Source organism: Rouxiella badensis, from assembly GCF_026967515.2.
GTDB classification, from domain to species: domain Bacteria; phylum Pseudomonadota; class Gammaproteobacteria; order Enterobacterales; family Enterobacteriaceae; genus Rouxiella; species Rouxiella badensis.
Map to the genome: position 1 here is coordinate 4,071,853 of NZ_CP114062.1, position 25,526 is coordinate 4,097,378.

A 25,526-nucleotide genomic window follows, 5' to 3' on the forward strand; every position below is an offset into this window, starting at 1 on the left:
ATTTGTCAGGTTGCCTATGTCTAACAGCGCATTAAGTGTCGTGATCCTCGCCGCAGGCAAGGGCACACGTATGTACTCCAATCTTCCCAAGGTACTGCATCCGCTCGCCGGAAAATCGATGGTTCAGCACGTTATCGATGCTGCAACCCGCGTCGGCGCCAACAACGTTCACCTGGTTTACGGCCACGGCGGTGAGTTGCTCAAGCAGAGCCTCGCAGCCAGCGAGCTGAACTGGGTGTTGCAGGCCGAGCAGTTGGGTACCGGGCACGCCATGCAGCAGGCAGCACTGCATTTCTCCGATGACGAAGACGTATTGATGCTTTACGGCGACGTGCCGCTTATCTCCGTCGATACGCTGAAAAAGCTGTTGGCCGCGAAGCCCGAGGGCGGTATTGGTCTGCTGACCGTCAAGCTTGACGATCCGACCGGATATGGCCGTATCGTGCGCGAAAATGGCGAAGTCGTCGGTATCATCGAACAGAGAGATGCCTCGGCCGAGCAGCTGAAAATCAATGAAATCAACACCGGCATTCTGGTTGCCAACGGGGCCTCGTTCAAGCGCTGGTTGAACAAACTCTCGAACAACAATGCGCAGGGTGAATATTACATCACCGACATCATCGCGATGGCGCACGCCGAAGGCCACAAGATTGCCACCGTGCATCCCGCTCGACTGAGTGAGGTCGAAGGCGTAAACAATCGTCTTCAGCTTTCCCGCCTTGAGCGTGTTTATCAGCAGGAACAGGCCGAGCGTCTGCTGCTGGAAGGCGTGATGCTGATGGACCCCGCTCGCTTTGATCTGCGCGGCGAGCTGTCGCATGGTATCGACGTGAGCATTGACGTCAACGTGGTCATTGAAGGTAGGGTCAAGCTGGGGGACCGCGTGGTGATTGGCGCAGGCTGTGTGCTGAAAGACTGCGTCATCGGTGACGACTGTGTCATTAGCCCTTACAGCGTGTTCGAAGGCGCTACCTTACAGGCAGACTGCACCGTCGGTCCTTTCGCACGTTTGCGTCCAGGGGCCGAACTGGGCCAGGCTGCGCACGTCGGCAACTTCGTCGAGATTAAGAAAGCCAGCCTCGGCGCAGGCACCAAGGCCGGTCACCTCAGCTATTTGGGCGACGCGACGATTGGCGATAACGTGAATATTGGCGCAGGCACCATTACCTGCAACTATGACGGCGTGAACAAGTCGCAGACTATTATTGGTGATAACGTCTTCGTGGGGTCCGATACCCAGCTTATCGCGCCGGTCCGCGTTGGCAACGACGTGACCATTGCGGCGGGCACTACCCTCGCCCGCGATGTGCCTGAAGGCGGTTTGGTTATCAGTCGCGTCACTCAGGTACACAAGCCTGACTGGAAACGTCCGGTGAAAAGAAAGGCTTAAGCTAGAATCTTAAGTGAGAATAAAACGGGTGCAGTTCGCTGCACCTGATTTATTGAGGCTTACAATTGTGTTTTGCACTGTTCGTCGCCACGTCATGGCCAGTGCAAAACATAATAATCCCCAACTCTCTACAAGGCTCGGGGAACCCGCGCGGCACGACCGTAGCGGATATCAATCAGGTTAAGGCATCAAAAAAGGTCTGTGAACAGACCTTCTATAGGAATAAAACCGATGTGTGGAATTGTTGGCGCAGTAGCGCAACGCGATATTGCTGAAATTCTGTTGGAAGGATTACGCCGTCTGGAATACCGCGGCTATGACTCTGCCGGTCTGGCCGTTGTGGATAACGAAGGCCATATGGGACGCCTGCGTCGCCTGGGCAAAGTACAGGTGCTGGCAGACGCACTGGACGCGCATCCGCTGCACGGCGGCACCGGTATTGCCCACACCCGTTGGGCAACGCACGGCGAACCGTCCGAGGCAAATGCCCACCCGCACGTGTCTGACTACATCGCCGTGGTGCATAACGGTATTATCGAAAACTTTGAGCCGCTGCGCGTTCTGCTGATCGAGCGTGGTTACCGTTTCGAGTCTCAGACCGATACCGAAGTTATCGCGCACCTGGTGCACTGGGAACTGCTGCAGGGCGGTACGCTGCTCGAAGCCGTACTTCGCGTCATTCCTCAACTGCGTGGCGCTTACGGCACCGTGGTGATGGACCAGCGCGATCCCTCGGTGCTGGTGGCCGCACGCTCTGGCAGTCCGCTGGTGATTGGTCGTGGTGTGGGTGAAAACTTTATCGCTTCCGACCAGCTGGCGCTGCTGCCCGTGACTCGTCGTTTCATGTTCCTTGAAGAAGGTGACGTGGCCGAAATCAAACGCCGTGAAGTCAATGTGTTCGACAAACACGGCAAGGCGGTTGAGCGCCCAGAAATTGAATCTAAGGTGCAGTACGACGCTGGCGATAAAGGCGCGTACCGTCACTACATGCAAAAAGAGATCTACGAACAGCCGCAGGCGATTAAAAACACCCTCGAAGGGCGTTTTAACCACGGCCAGATCAACCTGAGCGAACTGGGTCCTGACGCCGACGCGCTGCTGGCTAAAGTGCAGCACGTGCAGATTATTGCCTGCGGGACGTCCTATCACTCGGGTATGGTCGCGCGCTACTGGTTCGAAGCTCTGGCCGGTGTGCCGTGCGACGTCGAGATAGCCTCCGAATTCCGCTATCGTAAATCCGCCGTCCGCCCAGGCAGCCTCATCATCACGCTGTCTCAGTCGGGTGAAACTGCGGATACGCTGGCAGCGCTGCGTCTTTCCAAAGAGCTGGGCTATTTAGGGTCGCTGGCCGTGTGTAACGTAGCCGGTTCTTCACTGGTGCGTGAATCTGACCTCGCGCTGATGACTAAGGCTGGCACGGAAATCGGCGTGGCATCGACCAAGGCTTTCACCACTCAGCTGACCGTTCTGCTGATGCTGGTGGCGCGCGTTGGCCGTTTGAAAGGCATGAGCGAGCAGGTTGAGCATGAAATCGTTCACGGGCTGCAGGCGCTTCCTGCGCGCATTGAACAGATGCTGTCGCTGGATAAAACCATTGAATCGCTGGCCGAAGGATTCTCAGACAAGCACCATGCGCTGTTCCTCGGTCGCGGCGATCAGTATCCGATAGCGATGGAAGGTGCGCTGAAGCTGAAGGAAGTTTCCTACATTCACGCAGAAGCCTATGCCGCCGGTGAACTGAAGCACGGACCGCTGGCGCTGATCGATGCCGATATGCCGGTCATCGTGGTTGCACCAAATAATGAACTTCTGGAAAAACTGAAGTCCAATATCGAAGAAGTGCGCGCACGCGGCGGTCAGCTGTACGTGTTCGCCGATCAGGACGCCGGTTTCACCGATAGCGAGGGTATGAAGATCATTCAGCTGCCGCACGTTGAAGAGATTGTGGCCCCGATTTTTTACACCGTTCCGCTACAGTTGCTGTCGTATCATGTCGCGCTTATCAAAGGCACGGATGTCGATCAGCCGCGTAACCTGGCGAAATCCGTTACCGTAGAGTAACAGGCCCTCGGTCAGTAAAAAGTCCGGTTATGCTCTCGCAGCGTGCCGGACTTTTTTATGACTGCGCTCCTTAAAAATCGCTGGAATAAGAATTTATAATTTTTAGTCAGGGATAATATGAACGTTTATTTTTTCAACTGGTCAACGAGTTACGAACAAACGATGGTTCGTTATTTGGTTAAAAACTATGGAGTTAAAAACGTTTTTACACCAAGAAAGATCCATAGACTACATCAGAAATTTAAATTTTTAGGCCTTACGTCCTCGCGGATTGCTAAATCCCACATTGCTAAAAAATTAAATGACATCAAAAGCGATGACCTGCTTATTACACATGACAGCAATATTTTCTTTGGGGTTAACAAGGACGTCATTAAGCACCTGGATTGCAAAAAAATCCTCTTGTTACGCAACCCGGTTTCTCGCGAATTCGTAGACAGTGCCGCCTCGTTATTTGATAAAATTTATACTTTTGAAGAGGGTAGGTCCCTGGAACTGGGCGTTGACTATCTCCCGCAGTTTCTTCCCGTGGGCTACAAAGAGGCCAAAACCTATGATGCGTTTAAATTAGAAGCCCGGCAGCCAAGATGTTTCTTCCTCGGACGCGATAAGGGTCGCATAGCCTATCTCACCCAGCTGGCTGAGCGTTTAGAAAAGGCAGGGTGCGAAATCGACTTTTCAATTGTTAAAGACAAGACCTCACAGGGTGAATCCCCTTATTACGTCGATCAGGAGTTTGAGTATTCCTACAGTTTCTTAAAAACGGTGATGTCGGATGTGGTGGTCGATATTGTTCAGCAGGGACAAACCGGTTTTACGCTGCGCATACTGGAGGCCATTTTCCTTAACAAGAAAGTGATCACCAATAACGCCGAGCTAGCCCATTCCGAGTTTTATTCTCCTGAGCGTGTTTTTATTCTGGGTAGTAGAGAGTGGCAGGAAATCTCGGCATTTTTAGCCGGTAACCCGGTGCCGCTGGACCCTGACCTGCTCTATAAATACAGCCCGGACAATATGCTAAACACCATCACCGAATCTCTGGGGGATGCCGCACTCGCGCATTAACTCAGTCTGACCCACCTGCGGCCCGCAAGCACGGTGAGAATGATGATGCTCAAACCCGCCGTGAGATGCATAGCGAAGTCAAACCGGTGAAGATGGACCTCGTGGCACAGCGACAGCAGCATTGAGCACATGAAGGCGATCCCGCACCCCGCCAGGGCCAGCGTTTTACCGGGGTAAAGCGAACGCGTGCGGTGCAGGCTGGCTATCGAGATAACGATCATCGGCAGGCTGGCCAGCAGCATAAACAGATAACAGTGCACGCCTTCGCCCACTTTTAACGTGCTGGAGGGGGACATGTTGAGCAGATTGACCCCCAGCCAGAGCACGGCGAGCAGCGCTGCCCATTTTAGCCTCAGTGGCTGACGCCCGGCGATGCTGAGAGTAAAGGCGGCGGCCATGGCGCTGGCTCCGATGATAAAAGACAGCAGCAGCGCGACCAGCGCCGGAACGGCGCCCGCCTGTGACCAGTCGGTAAATCTATTGTGCAGTGCCCAGCTGGTGAGCGTACCGCAGGGCAGCACGGCAATAATCCAGGCGGCGACGCGCCAGCGGGTAGGCCAGACGCGTTTCACCGGCTTTGCCGTGTCGCTGAGTTTGTCGATCAACAGGTCATGATTTCTCACGATTACCGTTCCCATATTGACGAAGGTTGAGCATCGCGCGATGCAATAGAGACTTGACCGCCGAGACGGAGAGATTACTTTCTGCGGCCGTCTGCGCGAGGCTCTGTTCGCGCAGGTGCACAAACTCCACCATCTCGCGCTGACGCGGCGGCAGACTGCCTAAATAGCCGGTTAATTCTTCGTGCTCCTCCCGTCCATTGGCGTCCGAACCTTCTCGTACAGCCGGGTAATGCAGCAGCGCGTCTTCATCCTGCACTTCCTGTCGACGTCCTCGCTGGCGCAGTGCATCAATCGCCCGCGCCGAAGCTATGGCGGCAACCCAGGGCAGGATAGGCCGCTGTGGATCATAGGTATGGCGCACACGATGAATTGCCAGCAGCGCTTCTTGAATCACGTCTTCCACCAGGGCTTCATCACGGATTTTTTTGCGCACAAAACCTCGGATGGCAGGAACCATCTCTTTCAATAGCTGGTTGTAGGCCGCTCTGTCGCCCGACTGAGCGCGAGCCATTAGAGCAGGCCACTTCAGCGCGCGGACGTCAGTTTCCGCCATTGCCTGCGTTTATTTCATGGGGGCGGTGCATCTGGATGGCGTTCACTCATCAATGTGTTCACGTTTTTTTACCGCTTTCTGCTGCGTTATCGAGCGCGGTGATGACAATCCCTGGTGTCAGCACCTGAGGCAGAATGACGGGTTTGCCGCCGTCCGCCGGATAGACCACGTAAAGCGGTAGGCCGCCGCGGCCAAAATCACTGAGCGCTTGTTCGACGTCTGGATTGTACTTGGTCGAATCTGCGATCATATAAATAGTATTGGTGCGTGCCATCGCGGCTTTGACCGCCTGAGTCGACAGCGAGGTGCGTTCATTCACCTGGCAGGTGATACACCATGAGGCGGTGAAATCGACAAAAATGGGTTTGCCCTGTCCTTTTATCGCATCGACGTTTTGCGGTGACCATGCCACCGCGGCGGCCGCCTGTGAGGCCTCTGCCGAGTCTAGCGGACCGGACGATGTTTTCAGATTAGCCAGCGGCGGCACCACTAACAAAAGGAAGACGGCGGTGGCGATGTGCAGCGCCCAGTGGCGTTTTCCCATCATTCTGCGCTTCTGAGCCATGCCATACAGCCAGGCTGCAAAACTGAGCAGGATACAGCAGGCCAGAATAGCAGCCAGCGCTATCGAGCCGGCCTGACGCTCCAGCACCCAGATGAGCCAGGCGACGGCACCGAGCATCGGAAACGCCAGGCCGTGTTTCAGCGTCACCATCCAGGCGCCGGGCGCAGGTAATATTCGTGCCAGCACCGGGAAGAAAGAGATAAGGGTAAAAGGTGCCGCGAAGCCAAGGGCCAGTGCGATAAAGATAACCAGGCTGACCCTCGGCGGCTGCGTTAACGCATAGCCGATAGCGCTGGCCATAAACGGCGCGCTGCACGGCGTCGCGACAATAATTGCCAGCGCGCCGGTCAGCGCAGAACCGGTCAGACCGCCGCGCCCACCGCCCACCTCACCCACCTTTTGGACCGAGAGTCCGACTTCAAACAGCCCGAACAGGTTCAGCGCCGACGCCAGCATCACCAACACCAACAGCGCAATCACCAGCGGCGACTGGAGCTGGAATCCCCAGCCGACTGCCGCACCGCCGGAACGGGCCAGCAACAGCACGCCCGCCAGTGCGAACATGGTGACGACCACGCCGAACAGGAACGCCAAACCTTCAGCTCTGGCCTGTGCGGGTTTATCGTGGTGGCGAATCAGGCTCAGCGCTTTGAGCGAGATAACCGGGAACACGCACGGCATTAGGTTGAGAATAATGCCACCCAGGAAGGCGGCGGCGAGGGCAGTCAGCATAATGAACCCACTTAAGTCTGAAAGTTAAGCCGGATTGGCCTGACGATATTTTTTAACTGCGTCGAGCGCTTTCTGAATGTGCGCGTCCGGGTTTTTATCGGTGTAACTCAGCAGGATTTTACCGTCTGGCGCAATCACATAAGAGGTGCGGTCAGACAGCGTTTTGCCCAATATATTCATGGTGTTCTTGTATTCTGCGGCCACTTTCGCCCCTGGATCGGCGGCGACGGTGAATTTGTCGCGGCATTCCAGCTGGGAGAATTTGGCAATCTGCTCAGTGTTACCGGCAGTTACACCAATCACCGTGGCACCCTGTTTGGCGAAGTCAGCGGTGGCTTCGGCGAAGTCGTGTGCTTCCAGTGTACAGCCTGCGGTGAAGGCGGCCGGGAAGAAGTACAGAACCACAGGCCCTTTCTTCAGTGCCTGCTGCAACGAGAAGGTGGTTGGCTTACCGGCCAGCGCGGCACTAAGCTTGAAGTCAGGGGCTTTCTCACCTACCTGCAGGGCGGCAAATGCGGAAGTCACGGGGAGGGACAGTCCAAGAACCGCAGCGACAGCCAACGTGCTAAAGGTACTTTTCATACGCATTATATTTTCTCCATTGTGAGGCAGGCGTTCGCGCCTGATGACCTTAACCATAGGTTCGCTGGTCGAAAAGGAAAGGTTGCGGTCGGGAAAAATATTTTTTAAAAGATTTTCCAATCAATATGCCGCTCTGCACAATTCGGCCGCGACAGGCTTCGCAACCCAACGTGGATAAGGTATAGTCCGCTTTTTTTTACGAAGGTATCAAGTTGACCAGCTCATCTATTCGTCTTAACAAATACATTAGCGAGAGCGGCATCTGTTCTCGTCGCGATGCCGATCGTTACGTCGAGCAGGGCAACGTTTTCATCAACGGCAAACGCGCTGCCGTGGGCGATCAGGTTTTCGCCGGGGACGTCGTCAAAGTTAACGGTCAGCTTATCGAGCCGCGTGATGAAGAAGATCTGGTGCTGATTGCGCTGAACAAGCCGGTTGGCATCATCACTACCATGGAAGAGGGCGAGCGGGATAACATTAGTGATTTCGTTAACCACAGCAAGCGCGTCTTCCCAATAGGTCGTCTGGATAAGGACTCTCAGGGGCTGATTTTCCTGACCAACCATGGCGATCTGGTCAACAAGATCCTCCGCGCCGGCAACAACCACGAAAAAGAGTACGTGGTAACCGTGAACAAACCGGTGACCGACGAATTCATTCAGGGCATGAGCGCCGGTGTGCCGATGCTTGGCACCGTGACCAAAAAGTGCAAAGTGAAGAGAGAAGCGCCTTTCGTGTTTCGTATCACGCTGGTGCAGGGCCTTAATCGCCAGATTCGCCGCATGTGTAAACACTTTGGTTTTGAAGTCACCAAACTCGAGCGTACCCGCATCATGAACGTCAATCTGAAAGGGTTACCGCTGGGTGAATGGCGTGATTTAACGGACGACGAGCTTATCGAGTTGTTCAAACTGATTGAAAACTCCTCTTCCGAGGACAACAAGCCGGCGAAAAAAGCGCCATCAAAAGCGGCGGCGGTTAAGAAACCTTCGGTGAACGGGCCAAAAAATGGACCCAAAACTGCTGAAAAATCAGACGGAAATGGTGCCTCCCGTAAGCGTTTTGTTCAACCCGGTCGTAAAAAGAAAGGCCGATAAGCCTGCATGATTTTTAGCCGTTAAAACCGTCTAATCTGCATGATTAGACGGTTTTAAACCAATACCCGCCTGATACCGCCCATAATTTGCCCTCTGTCACAAAACTGTCATATAACCTACATTTTACTGTCACCAAACTGTCCTATTTTGCTCCTGTGCTAAACACTTTACTCAGCTTCGACATGAGTCGAATCAAATAATAACCACCAGGAGTGGAACATGAAACTGATGCGTACCACCGTCGCCGGTATTGTGGCAGCGACTTTTTCTTTAACAGCAATGTCTGCATTCTCAGCAACTAATCTGACCGGTGCAGGCGGTACATTCCCGGCGCCAGTTTATGCAAAATGGGCTGACTCCTATCAAAAAGCAACGGGCGCTCAGGTTAACTATCAGGGCATCGGTTCTTCAGGTGGCATCAAGCAGATCATCGCTAAAACCGTAGACTTCGGTGCATCAGACGCGCCAATGAGCGACGCTGACCTCGAGAAAAACGGTCTGTTCCAGTTCCCAACCGTGATCGGTGGCGTTGTGCTGGCCGTTAACATCCCGGGCATTAAATCCGGTGAGTTGACGCTGGACGGTAAATCGCTGGGTGACATCTATCTGGGTAAAATCAAGAAGTGGAACGATCCGGAAATCACTAAGCTGAACCCAGGCGTGAAACTGCCTGATACCAATATCGCTGTCGTTCGTCGTGCAGACGGTTCAGGCACCTCTTTCGTGTTCACCAGCTACCTGTCCAAAGCTAACGCCGACTGGAAAAAAGAGATTGGCGTAGGCACCACCGTTAACTGGCCAACCGGCCTGGGCGGCAAAGGTAACGACGGCGTAGCCGCGTTTGTACAGCGTCTGCCTGGCTCAATTGGCTACGTTGAATACGCTTACGCCAAACAGAACAACCTGACTTACACCAAGCTGGTGGATGCGAGCGGCAAGGCAATTTCCCCTTCTGAAGAGTCGTTCAGCGCAGCGGCGAAAGGCGCAGACTGGAGCAAGACCTTTGCTCAGGACTTGACCTTCCAGAAGGGTGACAACGCATGGCCAATCTCTTCTACCACCTTCATTCTGGTCTACAAGCAGCAGCAGGATGCCACCAAGGGCGCAGAAGTTCTGAAGTTCTTCGACTGGGCCTATAAAAATGGTGACAAGCTGACGACCGGTCTGGATTACGCCTCCCTGCCGCAGTCTGTTATTTCTCAAATCCAGACAGCGTGGAAGACCAACGTTAAAGACAGCAGCGGTAAATCCCTCTACTAAGCCTCTGTTTCTGGCGCCGTAGCCCCGCTACGGCGCCAATTACTTTGGTTTGAGATAGCAGGTGATATAAAGTACCGGTCTTCTGTCTCATTCTCTGCCGATAACCCCTTGTCGAAAGAGAAATAAATCTGAATAAGAAGAGAGTGTTATGGCTGAAAAAACGCCGTCCTTCAAAGCACCAAGCAAAAACGGTGACATTATCTTCGGCGCGCTGGTAAAACTGGCTGCGCTGATTACGCTGTTGCTGCTCGGCGGTATCATCGTTTCGCTGTTTATTTCTTCCCTGCCTAGCATGGAAAAGTTTGGTTTCTCTTTCCTGTGGAATAAAACCTGGGACGTTCCCAACGAGCAGTTCGGCGCACTGGTTCCGATTTACGGAACGATCGTGACCTCGATTATTGCGCTGTTGATTGCCGTTCCCGTCAGCTTTGGTATCTCGCTGTTTCTGACCGAACTGGCACCTAACTGGCTCAAACGTCCACTGGGTATCGCCATCGAACTGCTGGCCGCTATCCCGAGTATCGTTTACGGCATGTGGGGCCTGTTCGTCTTCGCACCTTTGTTTGCGACCTACTTCCAGCAGCCGGTCGGTGATGTGCTTTCCGGTATTCCTATTGTTGGCGCGCTGTTTGCCGGCCCGGGATTTGGTATTGGTATTCTGGCGGCGGGCGTTATCCTTGCCATCATGATTATCCCTTACATCGCTTCCGTTATGCGTGACGTGTTTGAGCAGACGCCGGTGATGATGAAAGAGTCGGCCTACGGCATCGGCTGTACCACCTGGGAAGTTATCTGGCGCATCGTTCTGCCGTTTACTAAGAACGGCGTCATCGGTGGCATTATGCTCGGTCTGGGGCGTGCGCTAGGTGAGACGATGGCGGTAACCTTTATCATCGGTAACACCTACCAGCTCGACAGTGCCTCGCTATACATGCCGGGCAACAGTATTACCTCGGCGCTGGCGAACGAGTTTGCCGAAGCGTCTTCCGGCCTGCATACCTCGGCGCTGATGGAGCTTGGCCTGATTCTGTTTGTCATCACCTTTATCGTGTTGGCGCTTTCCAAGCTGATGATTCTGCGTCTGGCCAAGAATGAGGGACGTTAAGATGGCAACTCTCGAAATGCAAAGCAACGCAGCGTTGTTTGAATCACGCCGTAAGCGTCAGGCATGGCGCAGAACCAAGAACCGTATCGCGCTGCTGCTGTCGATGGCGACCATGGTTTTCGGCCTGTTCTGGCTGGTGTGGATCCTGTTTACTACGGTGACCAAAGGCATCGACGGCATGTCGCTGGCGCTGTTTACCCAAAATACTCCGCCGCCCAACACCGACGGCGGTGGCCTGGCAAATGCCATCGCGGGCAGCGGCCTGTTGATTCTATGGTCTACCGTTATCGGTACGCCGCTGGGCATTATGGCAGGGGTGTATCTGGCCGAATACGGACGTAAATCCGCGTTGGCCGAGGTTATTCGCTTCATCAACGATATCCTGCTGTCGGCACCCTCTATCGTCGTAGGTCTGTTTGTTTACACCATCGTGGTTGCAAAAATGGGACACTTCTCCGGCTGGGCGGGCATTGTCGCGCTGGCGTTGTTGCAGATTCCTATCGTTATCCGCACCACGGAAAACATGCTCAAACTGGTGCCGGACAGCCTGCGTGAGGCGGCCTATGCGCTGGGTACCCCGAAATGGAAGATGATTTCTGCGATTACGCTTAAGGCGTCGGTATCGGGGATTATCACCGGTGTGCTGCTGGCCGTTGCGCGTATCGCCGGTGAAACCGCGCCGCTGCTGTTCACGTCGCTCTCCAACCAGTTCTGGAGCACGGACCTGATGCAGCCTATCGCCAACCTCCCGGTCACCATATTTAAATTCGCCATGAGCCCGTTTGTGCAATGGCAGCAAATGGCCTGGGCCGGCGTTTTGCTGATTACTGTGTGCGTACTGCTGCTGAATATCATTGCTCGCGTGATTTTCGCCAAGAAAAAGCAGTGATTACAAAAAATATTGATTAAAGAGAGATGTCTTAATGAGTCGAATGACCGATGCATCCAACAGTAAAATCCAGGTCCGCGATCTGAATTTCTATTACGGCAAATTCCATGCGTTGAAAAACATCTCCCTGGATATTGCGAAAAATGAAGTGACGGCGTTTATCGGCCCGTCTGGCTGTGGTAAATCCACGCTTCTGCGTACCTTTAACAAGATGTATCAGCTGTATCCAGAACAGAGAGCCGAGGGTGAGATTCTGCTCGACGGCGAAAATATCCTGGTGGATAAGCAGGACATCGCACTGCTGCGCGCTAAGGTCGGCATGGTGTTCCAGAAGCCAACGCCGTTCCCGATGTCGATTTACGACAACATCGCCTTCGGCGTGCGTCTGTTCGAAAAGCTGTCGCGTACCGACATGGACGAGCGCGTGCAGTGGGCGCTGACCAAAGCGGCGCTGTGGAATGAGTCAAAAGACAAGCTGCACCAGAGCGGTTACAGCCTCTCCGGGGGGCAGCAACAGCGTCTGTGTATCGCGCGTGGGATTGCGATTCGCCCCGACGTTCTCTTGCTGGATGAACCCTGCTCGGCGCTGGACCCTATCTCTACCGGTCGTATCGAAGAGTTGATTACCGAGTTAAAATCCGACTATACGGTGGTTATCGTTACCCATAACATGCAGCAGGCGGCACGCTGCTCGGACCGTACGGCGTTTATGTATCTCGGCGAACTGATTGAATACAGCGACACTGACTCATTGTTCACCTCACCTGCCCGCAAGCAGACTGAGGACTACATTACTGGCCGCTATGGTTGATTGCCCTTCGAGGCAGAGAGGAAAGCACGATGGACAATCTGAATCTCAATAAGCACATTTCTGCCCAGTTCAACGCAGAGCTCGAGCACATCCGTACTCAGGTTCTGGTGATGGGCGGCCTGGTGGAGCAGCAGCTTACCGATGCTATCACCGCGATGCACAATCAGGACGGCGAGCTGGCCGAGCGCGTTATTAAAGGTGATGACAAGGTCAATATGATGGAAGTGGCTATTGATGAAGCCTGCGTGCGCATCATCGCCAAACGTCAGCCGACTGCCAGCGATTTACGCATGGTGATGGCCATCATCAAGACTATTTCCGAGCTTGAACGTATCGGTGACGTGGCGGATAAAATCTGTCGTACGGCACTTGAGAAGTTCTCGCACCTGCACCAGCCGCTGCTGGTCAGCCTCGAGTCGCTGGGGCGCCACACCGTGCAGATGCTGCACGACGTGCTCGATGCCTTTGCCCGTATGGATCTCGATGAAGCGATTAGAATTTATCGCGAAGACAGGAAGGTCGATCAGGAATATGAGGGCATCGTGCGTCAGCTGATGACCTATATGATGGAAGATCCACGTCAAATTCCGAGTATTTTGACTGCGTTGTTCTGCGCCCGTTCTATCGAGCGCATCGGCGACCGTTGTCAGAATATCTGCGAAATCATTTTCTACTTCGTCAAAGGTCAGGACTTCCGTCACGTCGGGGGCGACGCGCTGGATAAACTGCTGGCGGGCGACAAGAATGGTAAAGCGGACAAGTCAGACAAGAGCTAATTTCATCGCGCAAAGCCCCGAGGGCCGAGTGCATTAAAACAAACGCCCGATAAGCTGCTTATCGGGCGTTTGCATTTCTACCGCTGGTATCACTAAATCATCAGATACCGCAGCGCGACCATGACCGCCAGTTGGCGATAGTGCGCATTCTGCGTGTCAAACTCGTCCGGATTTTCAAACAGCGCCCCGAAAGTGTACTGGTTGGCAACCTGGTGAACGCAGAGACTGCTTATCAGTCTGTGAACGTCGCGGGCCTGCGCATCTTCTTTGAACAGATGGCCTTTCTTCCCGCGTTCGAGAATATCGTCCAGCAGAGTGAGCGCCGTCTGGTTCAATGCCCGAATGCTGGTGGATTGACGAATAAAGCGTCCACGAAGCATGTTTTCGGTTGAAACTATTCGAATAAATTCCGGGTGCGATACGTGAAAATCAAAACTGGCTTCAACCAGTTTAACAATAGCTTCGGCAGGAGGATAAGCGGAAAGGTCCAGCTCAAGCTCATGTTTTCGCAGGCAGCGATAAACATGCTCCAACACCTGCATATAGAGCGCTTCTTTTGATTTATAGTGATAAACCACCATACGTTTGGTGGTATCCGCGTTTGAGGCGATGTTTTCCATCCGTGCGCCCATTAATCCGGACTCGGCAAACTCGTTCAGCGCACTGTCGAATATGCGCTGCTTGAGGCCTATTGGATCGTTTTTTCGCCCCGTTGTCTGGGGACTTTGGCTAGTCAGCGTCTTCTCCTTAAGGAACCTTGTCGTCTTCTAAAGAGTAACTATTGCGAAGTACAGTTACAAATCAAATTACTGCGTCCTGTTCGACGATATTGTAGCCTTTCTCTCGCCAGATAGCGGCAAGCTGATGCATATCTGTGAAAGCGGTAACCAGAGGATGGTCGATGGCCGGGTTGTGAATATCTGCGCAGTAATAATAAACCGGGATGTTGGCCGCAATCCCCGCCTGAACGCCCGCTACGGAGTCTTCTACCAATATGCATGACGCGATAGGCACCTGCATTTCCTGAGCCGCATGGTAAAGCAAAGCAGGATCGGGTTTCCAGCGTTGCAGATCATATCCGCTGTAAAGTCGGCCTTCCATAAAGGGTAACAGGCCGGTTAATCCGAGTGAATGCTGCATTTTTTTCACCGGACCGTTGGAAACCACGCACATCGGCACGGTTATCGCCGAGAGCAAGGCCTTCGCGCCGTCGATTGGCTCAAGTTTTTCATCGAAAAGACGCGCAACGTGCTCGCGGAAAACCACTTCCATCTCTTCTTTGCTTTTTTCGAGCCCATGCTGACGGTTGATGATGTCGATAATTTCGTAGAGCTTTACGCCCTTGTATTTCTTGAACATCTCGTCATAGGAGACGGTAATGCCGAAGTGGGCAAACATCAGCACATAGGCCTCGCAGCACAGCCTTTCGCTATCTACTAGCGTGCCATCGCAGTCAAAAAAAACGCATTCTATCCGGGGCATATTTCATCCTTTTTCTGAACTTATCGCCTTGTTTATGACATGACGCCAACCCTCATCTTACAGAAGATACGCGCCAGTTCCGACCACCTTATTGCCTCCGTTGCGCGATAAAGTGTGACCAAATAAGGGTTAAAAAACGTCAGTTGGTCCGAAATGTCGTCAAAAGATTGTAAAAATGCAATAAAAAGCAGCAGATTCATCTCATTCAACGGATTAATTGGGGTAGGATAGCGGCCGACTGTTTTTCCCCTCTTTGGAACTCACTAATGAGCACACCACAAAATAATGCTGGCGCTGGGCAAGGGCTGTTAGAGCGTCTGTTTAAATTGACTCAGCATGGAACGACGCTGAAAACCGAAACGGTTGCCGGATTCACCACCTTCCTGACCATGGTGTATATCGTCTTCGTTAACCCGCAGATTCTTGGCGTAGCGGGCATGGACAAACAGGCGGTGTTTGTGACCACATGTCTGATTGCCGCGTTCGGCAGCATTTTGATGGGGCTGATCGCCAATCTGCCGGTCGCACTGGCGCCGGCAATGGGCCTCAATGCCTTCTTCGCCTTTGTGGTGGTTGGTGCAATGGGGATTTCCTGGCAGACCGGCATGGGCGCGATTTTCTGGGGAGCGGTCGGACTGTTCCTGCTGACCATTTTCCGCGTGCGCTACTGGATGATAGCCAATATTCCGTCCAGTTTGCGGGTCGGCATCACCGCCGGTATCGGACTGTTTATTGGCATGATGGGGCTGAAAAATGCCGGCATCGTGGTGGCCAATCCCGACACGTTGGTGACTATCGGTAAACTGACCTCGCATTCGGTGCTGCTGGGCGCCCTGGGCTTCTTCATTATCGCCATTCTGGCAGCGCGTAACATTCATGCCGCCGTGCTTATCTCCATCGTCATTACTACGCTGATTGGCTGGGCAATGGGGGACGTGCACTACGCGGGCGTGTGGTCTATGCCGCCGAGCGTGACGTCGGTGGTGGGCCAGGTTGATATCAAAGGGTCACTGAATCTTGGCCTATCAGGCGTTATCTTCTCCTTTATGCTGGTTAACCTGTTCGACTCCTCGGGCACGCTGATTGGCGTCACCGACAAGGCCGGTCTGGCCGACAGCGAGGGTAAATTCCCGCAGATGAAGCAGGCGCTGTTTGTCGACAGCCTCAGCTCGGTAGCGGGTTCCTTTATCGGTACTTCGGCTATCAGCACCTACATCGAAAGCTGTTCCGGCGTGGCCATCGGTGGGCGTACCGGCCTCACCGCCGTCGTTACCGGACTGCTGTTCTTGTTGGTTATCTTTATTTCCCCGCTGGCCGGAATGGTGCCGGCCTACGCGGCGGCCGGGGCGCTTATCTACGTCGGCGTGCTGATGACTTCAAGCCTGGCACGCGTCACCTGGGACGACCTCACTGAAGCGGTTCCTGCGTTTGTGACCGCCGTGATGATGCCGTTCAGCTTCTCGATTACCGAGGGAATAGCCTTAGGGTTTATCTCTTACGTGGTGATGAAGCTGGGCAGTGGGCGCTTTAAAGACATCAGCGCCTGCGTGTGGGTTGTCACGCTGCTGTTCGTGCTAAAAATCGCGTTTATTGATAACAAATAAAATCGCCTAAATATCGTCCCCTACTTTTCGGTGGGGGACGAGTCGAATCAGGCCGGTTTTTTCCCGCTAAATTATTTCTTAAATCGACGCGTAAAGTCTGAAAACGCGCTGAGTTGGCCGGTAAGGTGATCCAGCGTGCTTTGATCGATAACCTCTCCAAGCTGTGCATCCACCTTGCTTTGAATTACACCGCCCATAAACTCCGGTTTGTTAAGCACCATGGCGTCGAGGAACACCAGAATCTGACGCAGATGATACTGACAGCGTGCGCCGCCAATTGCCCCCATTGAGCTGGTTTCAATCAGCACCGGTTTCCCCGCCATCGGCTGCTCAGGCACGCGTGAAAGCCAGTCGATGGCATTCTTCAGTCCGCCCGGCACCGAATAGTTGTATTCCGGCGTCACGATGATGACGCCGTCAGCCTGGCGAATGTGCTCGGCAATTTTTTCGATGGTCGGCGGAAAGCCCGACTCCTGCTGGATATCGGCATCGTAAAGCGGAATGTCGCCAATCGAAGGCAGAGCCTCAATGGTGACGCCTTCAGGCGCCAGCTTCGGCAGCGTGCGCGCAACCATCGCGTTAAAAGACCCTTTACGCAAGCTGCCTAACAGGGTGACAAACTTCAGGGGTTGAGCTGACATTAACGACTCCTGGCTTATTGAGTAGGGGGAAGATAGCTACAATGCTGGCTACTTGGCCGGCGGTAGACTGGTTAATTTCATAAAGTGTAGCGAATCGACCTGCTGTTGGGGGGAAAATGTCGCGGTGCGGATGAATCCCTCATCGGGATCGTAGCACCAGCAGATCAGCCGCTGAATGGCCGGGCTGTGTGCGCACGACCAGACGATGGGGCCTTCAATATCGCTCATGACCTGCACGTCTGAGGTTACGCTCGAGCGTAAACGTCCTGAAGAAGGGTGCAGGCTCAGCGTATCGGCGGTGAACTCGCTCTGGCCCGACAGTTTGTGCACGCTCTGGCGGATGCATTCGAGCTGCGAGGCTGACTCTTCGGGATCGGACTGGAGGGTGACCCAGTTTTTTTCTGCGACAGTGAATGCAGACCGGCGGGGATGATGGCTAGCCCCGAGGGCGTGAAGAATCTCTAAATCAAGGCCCGCTTTACCTTCGCCGCTCAGCATCACGCCCAGCTGGTTCCCTGCATAGGCCAGGCTGAAATCGGGCAAACCGCTGGCGGAAAAACTTGGGCGACCGCTGGGCTGAATGATTATCTGCGGCAGTCGAGCGATTCCGTAAAGATAAAACATCAGCTCTGCAAGCAGGACACGTCCGTGGATAAATCGTCTGGCAGGCTTCGGGGAAAGGGTGTTGGCGAAAGTTAATACTTCCGCGGGTAAACGGTGGATGTCCGGCTCGCTTTCCGTGATGGTCCATCGGGCAAAGTGGCACGCCATTGATCACTCCCTGAGTAATGGTTCGTACATGGCTTAGCTTGAGGTCTGTCCATAGTACTGTCTTAGTGTAAATTATATAAATAACTAATCGATTAAATATTTATACCTGGAGCGTATAAAGGTGAATAAGAATAACCTGTTAGTTGCCTGGGTTCTTTTTGCTGTTTTATAAAGGAAAATTTGTCCTTTTTGCGTGTTAACCGCCGAAGGCCTGGGTCGTAGCGGGTAGGGTTCGAGGTGAAGGACGAGGGGGAATATTCCCTCCTGGCAAAATTTTTTTTAATTTAATAGAGTCGGGAGGGGCAAGGTAATTAAGAAAAGAACATTTATGAGCTTTTATTAAGAGTTATTTTTATTTATCGAGAAGTGGGTAAATAGCCCTTTGACTTCGATCAATGGAATCTAATTTCGTCCATATTTAATGATAAATAACAAGTTTTTTGGTGTATTTTGCTGGCGAGAATAATAATTATCCAGGAAGGATATTAGATATGCCTAAATATATTAATGTAAATAACATACCAGGCTATAAGCCAGTTAAAAATGTTGAGAAAGATTTTCCTAATAAAACAAGTTTCGCTAATCATGTTAATAATGTAGGAAATAATTCTAATTCATCACCAGAAAGTAACATTTTATGCACCGACCCTTTTATCGGGATAAATATGGAAGAAGTGTATCACCCCTGTCAGGAATTGATTGAACAAAAGGCTCCCGCGGTAAAATGCAACTTTCCCGCGGTGAAAGTTTTCATGGCATTGGGGACGATTGTTTTAATCGGAGGCTCGTTGGCCTATGCTTCAGGAGCGCCAGGAGCGGAGGGAGCTGCCAGTTTAAAACCTGAATTGCTACCAGAGGCTAAGAGCCTGCGGGGGGCGAGGAGTCCGCGGGGGAGAATTGATGCTCCTGAAAACCAAGATTCGAGTAAGAATCTTTTAGACCTGGGAGTCCACCGTGGATTTTCTGGAAAGATGGAGGCTAAACAACGCCTAGCCATGAAAATGATTGATGAATACGATAAATCACCTCACCGGGGTGAACCTCTTCCTGTTGGCAGGCTGCTTTTTACCCAAAAAGACAATAAGCGATCAATTGTCATTGGTCATATAATTAAAGACATCGCCGCGTCTTACAACAGTTTCGAGGCCAATATTTCGCATGATAATAAATTTTTAGAAAAAACCACGGGCTCACAGAGAGAGTTATTAACAAAGCGCATTAGTCTATATAAAAAAGCTCAGCAAGAGATTGACATACTGCAAGCCACTATTCTTAAGATAACCTCAAATATGAACTTCAGCGTTTACAAAAAGTCCAAAGATTTAATTACCTTAATCGATATTTTCTGCAAAAAACATAAAGCGAGGCATGAGAATGTCACTGAGTTTGTAAAAATCCCACAGAATATGCTGAACCTGTGTCAGGTGTTGGAAGCTCAGCTTAAACGTCTGGAAAAGTTTTCGAGCTGATGAAGTGGCACTTACTCATAAAGGCCATTACCCCTTTTGTGAGTAAGTGCTTACATTTTACACGGGGCCTATTTGCCGATACAGAAGCTCGAGAAGATACGGCCAAGCAGATCATCGGAACTAAACTCTCCCGTTATCTCGCTCAGCGACTGCTGGGAAAGACGGAGCTCTTCCGCCAGCAGTTCTCCTGCCCAGGCACCCAAAAGCTGGTCTTTACCCTGTAAAAGGTGCTGTGCGGCCTGCTCCAGCGCCTGCAGGTGGCGACGGCGGGCAAGGAAGCCGCCTTCCATATTTTGGTTAAAGCCCATGCTCTCTTTCAAATGGTCACGGAGCAGGTCGATACCTTCACCGGTACGCGCCGACAGGCGAATAAGTGAGTGACCATTCACTTCTGTCTTACCCATTGTCTCGCCTGTTACATCGGCTTTATTTCGTACCACCACGATCGGCAGAGAAGCGGGCAGACGCGCCATAAAGTCTGGCCAGATCTCGGCCGGCTCGGTGGCATCGGTGGTGGTGCCGTCAACCATAAACAGCACGGTATCCGCCTGTTCAATCTCGTTCCACGCACGTTCGATACCAATTCGCTCCACTTCGTCACTGGCGTCGCGCAGACCGGCGGTGTCGATAATGTGCAGCGGCATGCCGTCGATGTGGATATGTTCCCGCAGCACGTCACGGGTAGTCCCGGCAATATCGGTGACGATTGCGGCTTCGCGACCGGCTAATGCATTGAGAAGGCTTGATTTACCGGCGTTTGGACGACCGGCAATTACCACTTTCATTCCCTCGCGCAGCAGGCTGCCCTGACGCGCTTCGGTACGCACGGCGTTTAGGTCACCGATCACCGCATTGAGCTGAGCTTCAATTTTGCCATCAGACAGGAAGTCGATTTCCTCATCCGGGAAGTCAATCGCCGCTTCGACATAGATTCGCAGGTTAGTGAGTGCTTCCACCAAGTGATGGATCTTCGACGAAAATGCCCCCTGCAAAGAGTTGACGGCAGACCGTGCCGCCTGTTCGGAGCTGGCATCAATCAGGTCGGCAATGGCCTCCGCCTGTGCCAAATCCAGCTTGTCGTTAAGGAACGCGCGCTCGGAGAACTCACCGGGGCGGGCGATACGCACGTCAGGCAGCGCCAGAATGCGTTTGATCAACAGGTCGAGGATAACCGGCCCGCCGTGGCCCTGAAGTTCCAGTACGTCCTCTCCAGTGAAGGAGTTAGGGCCAGGGAACCACAGCGCAATGCCTTGGTCCAGCGTACTGCCGTCTGCATCGCGAAAGGGCAGATAGTCGGCATAGCGTGGCTTAGGCAGCTTGCCCAGGATTTCATGGGCTATCAGGCTGGCCGCACGGCCGGAAATGCGCACAATACCGACGCCACCGCGGCCTGGCGGCGTAGCTTGAGCAACGATAGTGTCTGACGTATTCATAGCGTTCTCTGAGTTCTGGCTAAAATTTAGTTAAAAAAGAAGGCGGTCAATTGACCGCCTTCTCTATTATGCACCGATGTTATCTATCGATCAGGCTTTCTTCTTGTCGCGGCTGTGTAAACCACGTTTTTCCAGGCCGCGATAAATCAGCTGCTGCTGGAGGATGGTGACCAGGTTACTGACGATGTAGTACACCACCAGGCCTGACGGGAACCACAGGAAGAACACCGTGAAGATAACCGGCATAAAGGTCATGATCTTCTGCTGCATCGGGTCGGTTACGGTGGTCGGCGACATCTTCTGAATGAAGAACATCGTGATACCCATCATAACCGGCAGGATGAAGTACGGGTCTTGCGCCGACAGGTCATGGATCCACAGGACAAACGGCGCGTGGCGCAGTTCGATGGAACCAGACAGCATGTAATACAGTGCCAGGAAGATAGGCATCTGGATTACCAGCGGCAGACAGCCACCCAGTGGGTTAACTTTTTCCGACTTGTACAGCGCCATCATTTCCTGACTCATGCGCTGTTTGTCATCACCGATACGCTCACGCATCGCGGCCAGTTTCGGCTGCAGCATACGCATTTTCGCCATCGACGTATATTGCGCACGGGTCAGTGGGTACATGATACCGCGCACGATAAAGGTGATGATGATAATCGAGAAGCCCCAGTTACCGATGAAGCTGTGGATAAACTTCAGCAGCTTGAACAGCGGCTGAGAGATAAACCACAGCCAGCCGTAGTCAACGGTCAGGTCCAGGTGTGGCGCGATAGCGGCCATCTGGTCCTGAAGTTCAGGGCCAACCCACAGGATTGAACCCACCTGCTGCTGAGCGCCAGGCTGAACGACGAAAGGTGCGCCTTTAAAGCCGATTGAAGAGATACCGTTGCTGTTGTTGGTGTAGAAGGTGTTGGTATCTTTCGCTGAAGGGATCCATGCGGTAGCAAAGTACTGCTGCAACATGGCCACCCATCCGCCCTGCGTGGTGACATCCAGAGGTTCGCTCTTGTCGAACGCATATTTCTGGTATTTGTCATCGCTTGAGGAGTAAGCCGCGCCACGGAAGGTGTGCAGAGCAAAGCTGTGGTTGCCGGTATCGCGAGATTTAGGCAGGTCGGTGGTTTGCTTCAGCTGACCGAACAGGGTCAAATCCAGCGGAGCTTTAGTAGTGTTGTTAACGTTATAAGCCACGTTAACGGCGTAAGAGCCGCGTTTGATAACGAAAGTCTTGGTATAAACTGCGCCGTTTGGAGCCGTGTAGGTCATCGGGATACGCAGTTCGGTCTGGCCTTCACCCAAGGTGAAGCTGTCCTGGCTTGTGGTGTACAGAGGACGTTCACCGTTAGCTGGATTATCCGGACCATTTTTGCCGGTCAGACCGCTTTGAGCCTGATAGACGAAAGAGGGAGTTGTTTCGAGCAGCTGGAACGGAGCGGTAGATTTCAGCGCTACTGGGTATTGCGTCAACAGAGCCTGCTCGATATCGCCACCACGAGTGTTGATGGTCAAAGAGAGGACGTCAGTGTTAACAGTGATCAGTTTGCCCTGTCCGCTTCCAGGAACAGCCTGGTTGGCAGCATCACCGGTGGCTGTGTTCGCAGTCTGTTGCGTGGTCTGGTTGGCTGGTTGCGGAGCGTGGTCCGTTTGCCATGCCTGCCAGATCATGAAAGACACGAACAGCAGAGCGATGAGGAAAAGATTGCGTTGCGAATCCATCGTTAGTGTTCTCTGTTATTGTCGGTTTTCGGCGGTACGGGGTCATCACCACCTGGGTTTAAAGGATGGCATTTTAATACGCGCTTCAGCGTCAACCAACTGCCTTTTACCATGCCAAAGCGACCAATTGCCTCAATACCGTATTGAGAGCAGGTTGGCCGAAAACGACAATGAGGCCCAAGCATTGGGCTGATTACCAGTTGATACCCGCGTATCAAGGCAATCAGGATGCGGGAGCCTGTCGGCAGTGTCGACGCCATAATTTCTCCAACGCTTCCGTTAACGCACGGTTATCGAGATCGGCAACCCCCTTCTTCACCAGCACGACAAAATCCATAGACGGCAGCGCATGCTGATTTAACCGGAAGCTTTCGCGGGTTAGGCGTTTGATCCGATTACGTTCGTGAGCGCGTTTGACATGTTTTTTTGCGACGGTGAGACCGATGCGGGGATGCCCCAGCTCGTTCAGGCGGCCAAGGATGGTGATTTGAGGCGTGCCGGCCCGTTGTGGCTGCTGGAAGACGAAAGTGAAATGACGGGGAGTTAACAAACGTAACTCCCTGGGAAAAGCTAGCTTAACCACTAAACAGGTTAGCTTTTATTACTTAGAAGCAGACAGACGGGTACGGCCTTTCGCGCGACGGCGAGCCAGAACCTGACGACCATTCTTGGTAGCCATACGAGCACGGAAACCGTGGCTACGGTTGCGCTTCAGTACGGACGGTTGGAAAGTGCGTTTCATGGCGATTTCTACCTAAACTTAAAATTAAAACTGATCAGTAAACGCGTGGGCTCTCGGTGCAGAAGCAGCCGATGCCTTTGTCGCAACATATAAAGAAGCGGGATTGTAATAATTGTACAGTCCTGAGTCAATTTACATTGCTAGAAAGCGCGCCTAAATGTTTACCAAATATTCCCGTGGTCACCGATGACCATCAGGAGCACAGGTATCACACGTAGGGCTGAGGATTATACGGACTCTTGCCTAAATCGCAAGGATCGCCGCTTGATCCTTGAACATTCTTATTGTGATCTCGGTTGAAAACCTGTGAATGATGCTCAGTGAAATCTTATTTTTCTGTGCAAAGCGTGAGTCACCCTCCTAATATTCTAGTGATCGGCTAAGCTTACCCACTTGACGAACCACGCCTGTGGATAAAAAGGATCTTTTGTGTGAGGAAGGGGAGGATCTCTGACGCAGTTTGCGTTATGATCCGCCATTCCGATCGCTGATCCATCCCGGACGGCCGATCGGCTTGTAGATTTTTTAAACGAAACTTATTAGCCGACAAAAAACCGTAAAAAACGGTTCACACGTCGCTTTTGGTCACTGACAGGGTGGCCTGAAGACATCTCCTCAACATTTTTCTCACACTACGGTGCAACCCCGTGGCGTAGCTGTAAATGTCAGAGCGAGGCGTGTGTCTAAAATCATGATTTAAAAAATATCCTGATCCTTTTTCTTTTTTGGTCTTGTTCGAGTGGAGTCCGCCGTGTCACTTTCGCTTTGGCAGCAGTGTCTTGCCAGATTGCAGGATGAGTTACCTGCCACAGAATTCAGTATGTGGATACGCCCTTTGCAGGCGGAATTGAGTGACAACACCTTGGCGCTGTATGCGCCAAACCGGTTTGTCCTCGATTGGGTGCGTGACAAATACTTAAACAACATTAACGGTTTGTTGAACGATTTTTGTGGCACGGATGCGCCTTTGTTACGTTTTGAGGTGGGCAGCAAGCCACTTGTTCAGCGCGTTAACGAAACCGTTGCCGCCGCCGTGAGTTCTCCGGTCGCGGCCAGAACTGCCCCGCGCGCGGCTCCTACGCGCCCTAGCTGGGACAGTTCACCTGCTCAGCCCGAGCTGTCTTATCGCTCTAACGTCAATCCAAAGCATACTTTCGATAACTTCGTCGAAGGTAAATCTAACCAACTGGCCCGTGCTGCGGCTCGTCAGGTGGCAGATAACCCGGGTGGCGCTTATAACCCATTGTTTTTATACGGCGGAACCGGTCTCGGTAAAACGCACTTGCTGCACGCTGTGGGCAACGGCATTATGGCGCGCAAAGCCAATGCCAAAGTGGTTTACATGCATTCCGAGCGTTTCGTGCAGGATATGGTGAAAGCCCTGCAAAACAATGCCATTGAAGAATTTAAGCGTTATTACCGCTCGGTCGATGCGTTACTTATCGATGATATTCAATTTTTTGCCAACAAAGAGCGTTCTCAGGAAGAGTTTTTCCATACCTTTAACGCCCTGCTCGAAGGCAATCAGCAGATCATTTTGACCTCGGACCGTTATCCTAAAGAGATTAACGGCGTCGAAGACCGTCTGAAATCCCGCTTTGGCTGGGGTTTGACCGTCGCGATTGAGCCGCCAGAGCTCGAAACGCGTGTGGCGATTTTAATGAAAAAGGCCGACGAGAATGACATCCGTCTGCCCGGCGAGGTGGCGTTCTTTATCGCCAAGCGTCTGCGTTCCAACGTGCGTGAGCTCGAGGGCGCGCTGAACCGCGTTATCGCCAACGCCAACTTTACCGGCCGCGCCATCACCATCGACTTCGTGCGTGAGGCGCTGCGTGACCTGCTTGCTCTGCAAGAGAAGCTGGTCACCATTGATAATATTCAGAAAACGGTCGCCGAGTATTATAAGATTAAGGTCGCTGACCTGCTCTCCAAACGGCGTTCCCGTTCGGTTGCCCGACCGCGTCAGATGGCGATGGCGCTGGCAAAAGAGCTCACCAACCACAGCCTGCCAGAAATCGGCGATGCGTTCGGTGGTCGTGACCATACCACGGTGTTGCACGCCTGCCGTAAAATCGAGCAGCTGCGTGAAGAAAGCCATGACATCAAAGAAGATTTCTCTAACTTAATCAGGACACTCTCCTCCTAGCGCT

Annotated in this window: 25 protein-coding genes; 12 read left to right on the forward strand and 13 right to left on the reverse strand. The window is 52.8% G+C overall.

From position 1 onward, the window contains the following. Positions 1-16: 16 nt before the first annotated feature. From glmU to O1V65_RS18805, 3 genes are all read left to right on the forward strand, one after another. On the forward strand, positions 17-1,390 hold the full coding sequence (gene glmU / locus O1V65_RS18795; protein ID WP_269129935.1) for a bifunctional UDP-N-acetylglucosamine diphosphorylase/glucosamine-1-phosphate N-acetyltransferase GlmU: 1,374 nt from the start codon (positions 17-19) through the stop codon (positions 1,388-1,390). Positions 1,391-1,621: 231 nt separating this feature from the next. Further along, positions 1,622-3,451 carry a glutamine--fructose-6-phosphate transaminase (isomerizing) gene (glmS, locus tag O1V65_RS18800; RefSeq protein WP_017490428.1) on the forward strand — a complete coding sequence of 610 codons (1,830 nt, stop codon included), beginning with the start codon at positions 1,622-1,624 and terminating at the stop codon, positions 3,449-3,451. Between the two features lie 117 nt (positions 3,452-3,568). Further along, complete coding sequence (locus tag O1V65_RS18805) at positions 3,569-4,516, forward strand: WaaS/CpsH family glycosyltransferase (protein ID WP_017490427.1); 948 nt, start codon at positions 3,569-3,571, stop codon at positions 4,514-4,516. On the opposite strand, the gene O1V65_RS18810 is transcribed toward O1V65_RS18805, so the two are convergent. The 4 genes from O1V65_RS18810 to O1V65_RS18825 are packed head-to-tail and all read right to left on the reverse strand — an operon-like array spanning position 4,513 to position 7,577. Beyond that, complete coding sequence (locus O1V65_RS18810; protein WP_084913170.1) at positions 4,513-5,139, reverse strand: NrsF family protein; 627 nt, start codon at positions 5,137-5,139, stop codon at positions 4,513-4,515. The genes O1V65_RS18805 and O1V65_RS18810 overlap by 4 nt on opposite strands. Continuing rightward, on the reverse strand, positions 5,126-5,692 hold the full coding sequence (locus O1V65_RS18815; protein ID WP_084913171.1) for a sigma-70 family RNA polymerase sigma factor: 567 nt from the start codon (positions 5,690-5,692) through the stop codon (positions 5,126-5,128). The genes O1V65_RS18810 and O1V65_RS18815 overlap by 14 nt, the downstream gene beginning before the upstream one ends. A gap of 58 nt (positions 5,693-5,750) precedes the next feature. Beyond that, positions 5,751-6,989 (reverse strand): protein-disulfide reductase DsbD family protein, encoded by a 1,239-nt coding sequence (locus O1V65_RS18820; protein ID WP_084913172.1) that lies wholly within the window; start codon positions 6,987-6,989, stop codon positions 5,751-5,753. A 24-nt stretch (positions 6,990-7,013) separates the two neighbouring features. Further along, positions 7,014-7,577 (reverse strand): peroxiredoxin, encoded by a 564-nt coding sequence (locus O1V65_RS18825; protein ID WP_026110332.1) that lies wholly within the window; start codon positions 7,575-7,577, stop codon positions 7,014-7,016. 200 nt (positions 7,578-7,777) lie between these two features. Here O1V65_RS18825 and rluF point away from each other — a divergent pair, with 200 nt between their 5' ends. The 6 genes from rluF (at position 7,778) to phoU (ending at position 13,509) form a co-directional block, all read left to right on the forward strand. Further along, on the forward strand, positions 7,778-8,668 hold the full coding sequence (rluF, locus tag O1V65_RS18830; RefSeq protein WP_376783542.1) for a 23S rRNA pseudouridine(2604) synthase RluF: 891 nt from the start codon (positions 7,778-7,780) through the stop codon (positions 8,666-8,668). Between the two features lie 219 nt (positions 8,669-8,887). Beyond that, the gene (gene pstS, locus O1V65_RS18835; protein WP_017490421.1) at positions 8,888-9,928 is read left to right on the forward strand and encodes a phosphate ABC transporter substrate-binding protein PstS; all 1,041 of its coding nucleotides are present in this window, start codon (positions 8,888-8,890) and stop codon (positions 9,926-9,928) included. A gap of 148 nt (positions 9,929-10,076) precedes the next feature. Then, positions 10,077-11,033: a phosphate ABC transporter permease PstC gene (gene pstC / locus O1V65_RS18840; RefSeq protein WP_017490420.1), complete on the forward strand. Its 957-nt coding sequence runs from the start codon at positions 10,077-10,079 to the stop codon at positions 11,031-11,033. Between the two features lies 1 nt (position 11,034). Further along, positions 11,035-11,922: a phosphate ABC transporter permease PstA gene (gene pstA / locus O1V65_RS18845; protein ID WP_017490419.1), complete on the forward strand. Its 888-nt coding sequence runs from the start codon at positions 11,035-11,037 to the stop codon at positions 11,920-11,922. Positions 11,923-11,965: 43 nt separating this feature from the next. Then, positions 11,966-12,733 (forward strand): phosphate ABC transporter ATP-binding protein PstB, encoded by a 768-nt coding sequence (pstB, locus tag O1V65_RS18850; RefSeq protein ID WP_017490418.1) that lies wholly within the window; start codon positions 11,966-11,968, stop codon positions 12,731-12,733. A 29-nt stretch (positions 12,734-12,762) separates the two neighbouring features. Beyond that, entirely contained in the window at positions 12,763-13,509 is a 747-nt protein-coding gene (phoU, locus tag O1V65_RS18855) for a phosphate signaling complex protein PhoU (protein ID WP_017490417.1), read from the forward strand. 92 nt (positions 13,510-13,601) lie between these two features. Here phoU and O1V65_RS18860 read toward each other — a convergent pair whose 3' ends face one another. Together O1V65_RS18860 and yieH are read right to left on the reverse strand one after the other, a co-directional pair. Continuing rightward, positions 13,602-14,183, reverse strand: coding sequence for a TetR/AcrR family transcriptional regulator (locus tag O1V65_RS18860; RefSeq protein ID WP_263973739.1), 582 nt, complete (start codon positions 14,181-14,183; stop codon positions 13,602-13,604). 127 nt (positions 14,184-14,310) lie between these two features. Beyond that, a complete protein-coding gene (gene yieH, locus O1V65_RS18865) occupies positions 14,311-14,991 on the reverse strand; it encodes a 6-phosphogluconate phosphatase (RefSeq protein ID WP_084913174.1) in 681 nt (226 codons plus the stop codon). A gap of 266 nt (positions 14,992-15,257) precedes the next feature. Between yieH and O1V65_RS18870 the strand changes: the two genes are divergently transcribed. Further along, a complete protein-coding gene (locus O1V65_RS18870) occupies positions 15,258-16,595 on the forward strand; it encodes an NCS2 family permease (RefSeq protein WP_017490414.1) in 1,338 nt (445 codons plus the stop codon). Between the two features lie 71 nt (positions 16,596-16,666). Here O1V65_RS18870 and O1V65_RS18875 read toward each other — a convergent pair whose 3' ends face one another. Together O1V65_RS18875 and O1V65_RS18880 are read right to left on the reverse strand one after the other, a co-directional pair. Continuing rightward, positions 16,667-17,236, reverse strand: coding sequence for an NADPH-dependent FMN reductase (locus O1V65_RS18875; protein WP_017490413.1), 570 nt, complete (start codon positions 17,234-17,236; stop codon positions 16,667-16,669). 48 nt (positions 17,237-17,284) lie between these two features. After that, positions 17,285-18,007 (reverse strand): 4'-phosphopantetheinyl transferase family protein, encoded by a 723-nt coding sequence (locus O1V65_RS18880; RefSeq protein WP_084913175.1) that lies wholly within the window; start codon positions 18,005-18,007, stop codon positions 17,285-17,287. 491 nt (positions 18,008-18,498) lie between these two features. Here O1V65_RS18880 and O1V65_RS18885 point away from each other — a divergent pair, with 491 nt between their 5' ends. Continuing rightward, on the forward strand, positions 18,499-19,476 hold the full coding sequence (locus tag O1V65_RS18885) for a hypothetical protein (RefSeq protein WP_269129936.1): 978 nt from the start codon (positions 18,499-18,501) through the stop codon (positions 19,474-19,476). A 68-nt stretch (positions 19,477-19,544) separates the two neighbouring features. On the opposite strand, the gene mnmE is transcribed toward O1V65_RS18885, so the two are convergent. The 5 genes from mnmE to rpmH form a co-directional block, all read right to left on the reverse strand. Continuing rightward, the gene (gene mnmE, locus O1V65_RS18890) at positions 19,545-20,909 is read right to left on the reverse strand and encodes a tRNA uridine-5-carboxymethylaminomethyl(34) synthesis GTPase MnmE (protein ID WP_017490410.1); all 1,365 of its coding nucleotides are present in this window, start codon (positions 20,907-20,909) and stop codon (positions 19,545-19,547) included. Positions 20,910-20,999: 90 nt separating this feature from the next. Further along, a complete protein-coding gene (gene yidC / locus O1V65_RS18895; protein WP_017490409.1) occupies positions 21,000-22,634 on the reverse strand; it encodes a membrane protein insertase YidC in 1,635 nt (544 codons plus the stop codon). Between the two features lie 2 nt (positions 22,635-22,636). Beyond that, complete coding sequence (gene yidD, locus O1V65_RS18900) at positions 22,637-22,894, reverse strand: membrane protein insertion efficiency factor YidD (protein WP_072045099.1); 258 nt, start codon at positions 22,892-22,894, stop codon at positions 22,637-22,639. Then, positions 22,858-23,217: a ribonuclease P protein component gene (gene rnpA, locus O1V65_RS18905; protein WP_009637488.1), complete on the reverse strand. Its 360-nt coding sequence runs from the start codon at positions 23,215-23,217 to the stop codon at positions 22,858-22,860. The genes yidD and rnpA overlap by 37 nt, the downstream gene beginning before the upstream one ends. 18 nt (positions 23,218-23,235) lie before the next feature. Continuing rightward, positions 23,236-23,376, reverse strand: a complete 141-nt coding sequence (gene rpmH, locus O1V65_RS18910) for a 50S ribosomal protein L34 (protein WP_009637487.1) — start codon at positions 23,374-23,376, stop codon at positions 23,236-23,238. A gap of 751 nt (positions 23,377-24,127) precedes the next feature. Here rpmH and dnaA point away from each other — a divergent pair. Beyond that, entirely contained in the window at positions 24,128-25,522 is a 1,395-nt protein-coding gene (gene dnaA / locus O1V65_RS18915; RefSeq protein ID WP_026110329.1) for a chromosomal replication initiator protein DnaA, read from the forward strand. The last annotated feature ends 4 nt before the right edge of the window (positions 25,523-25,526 follow it).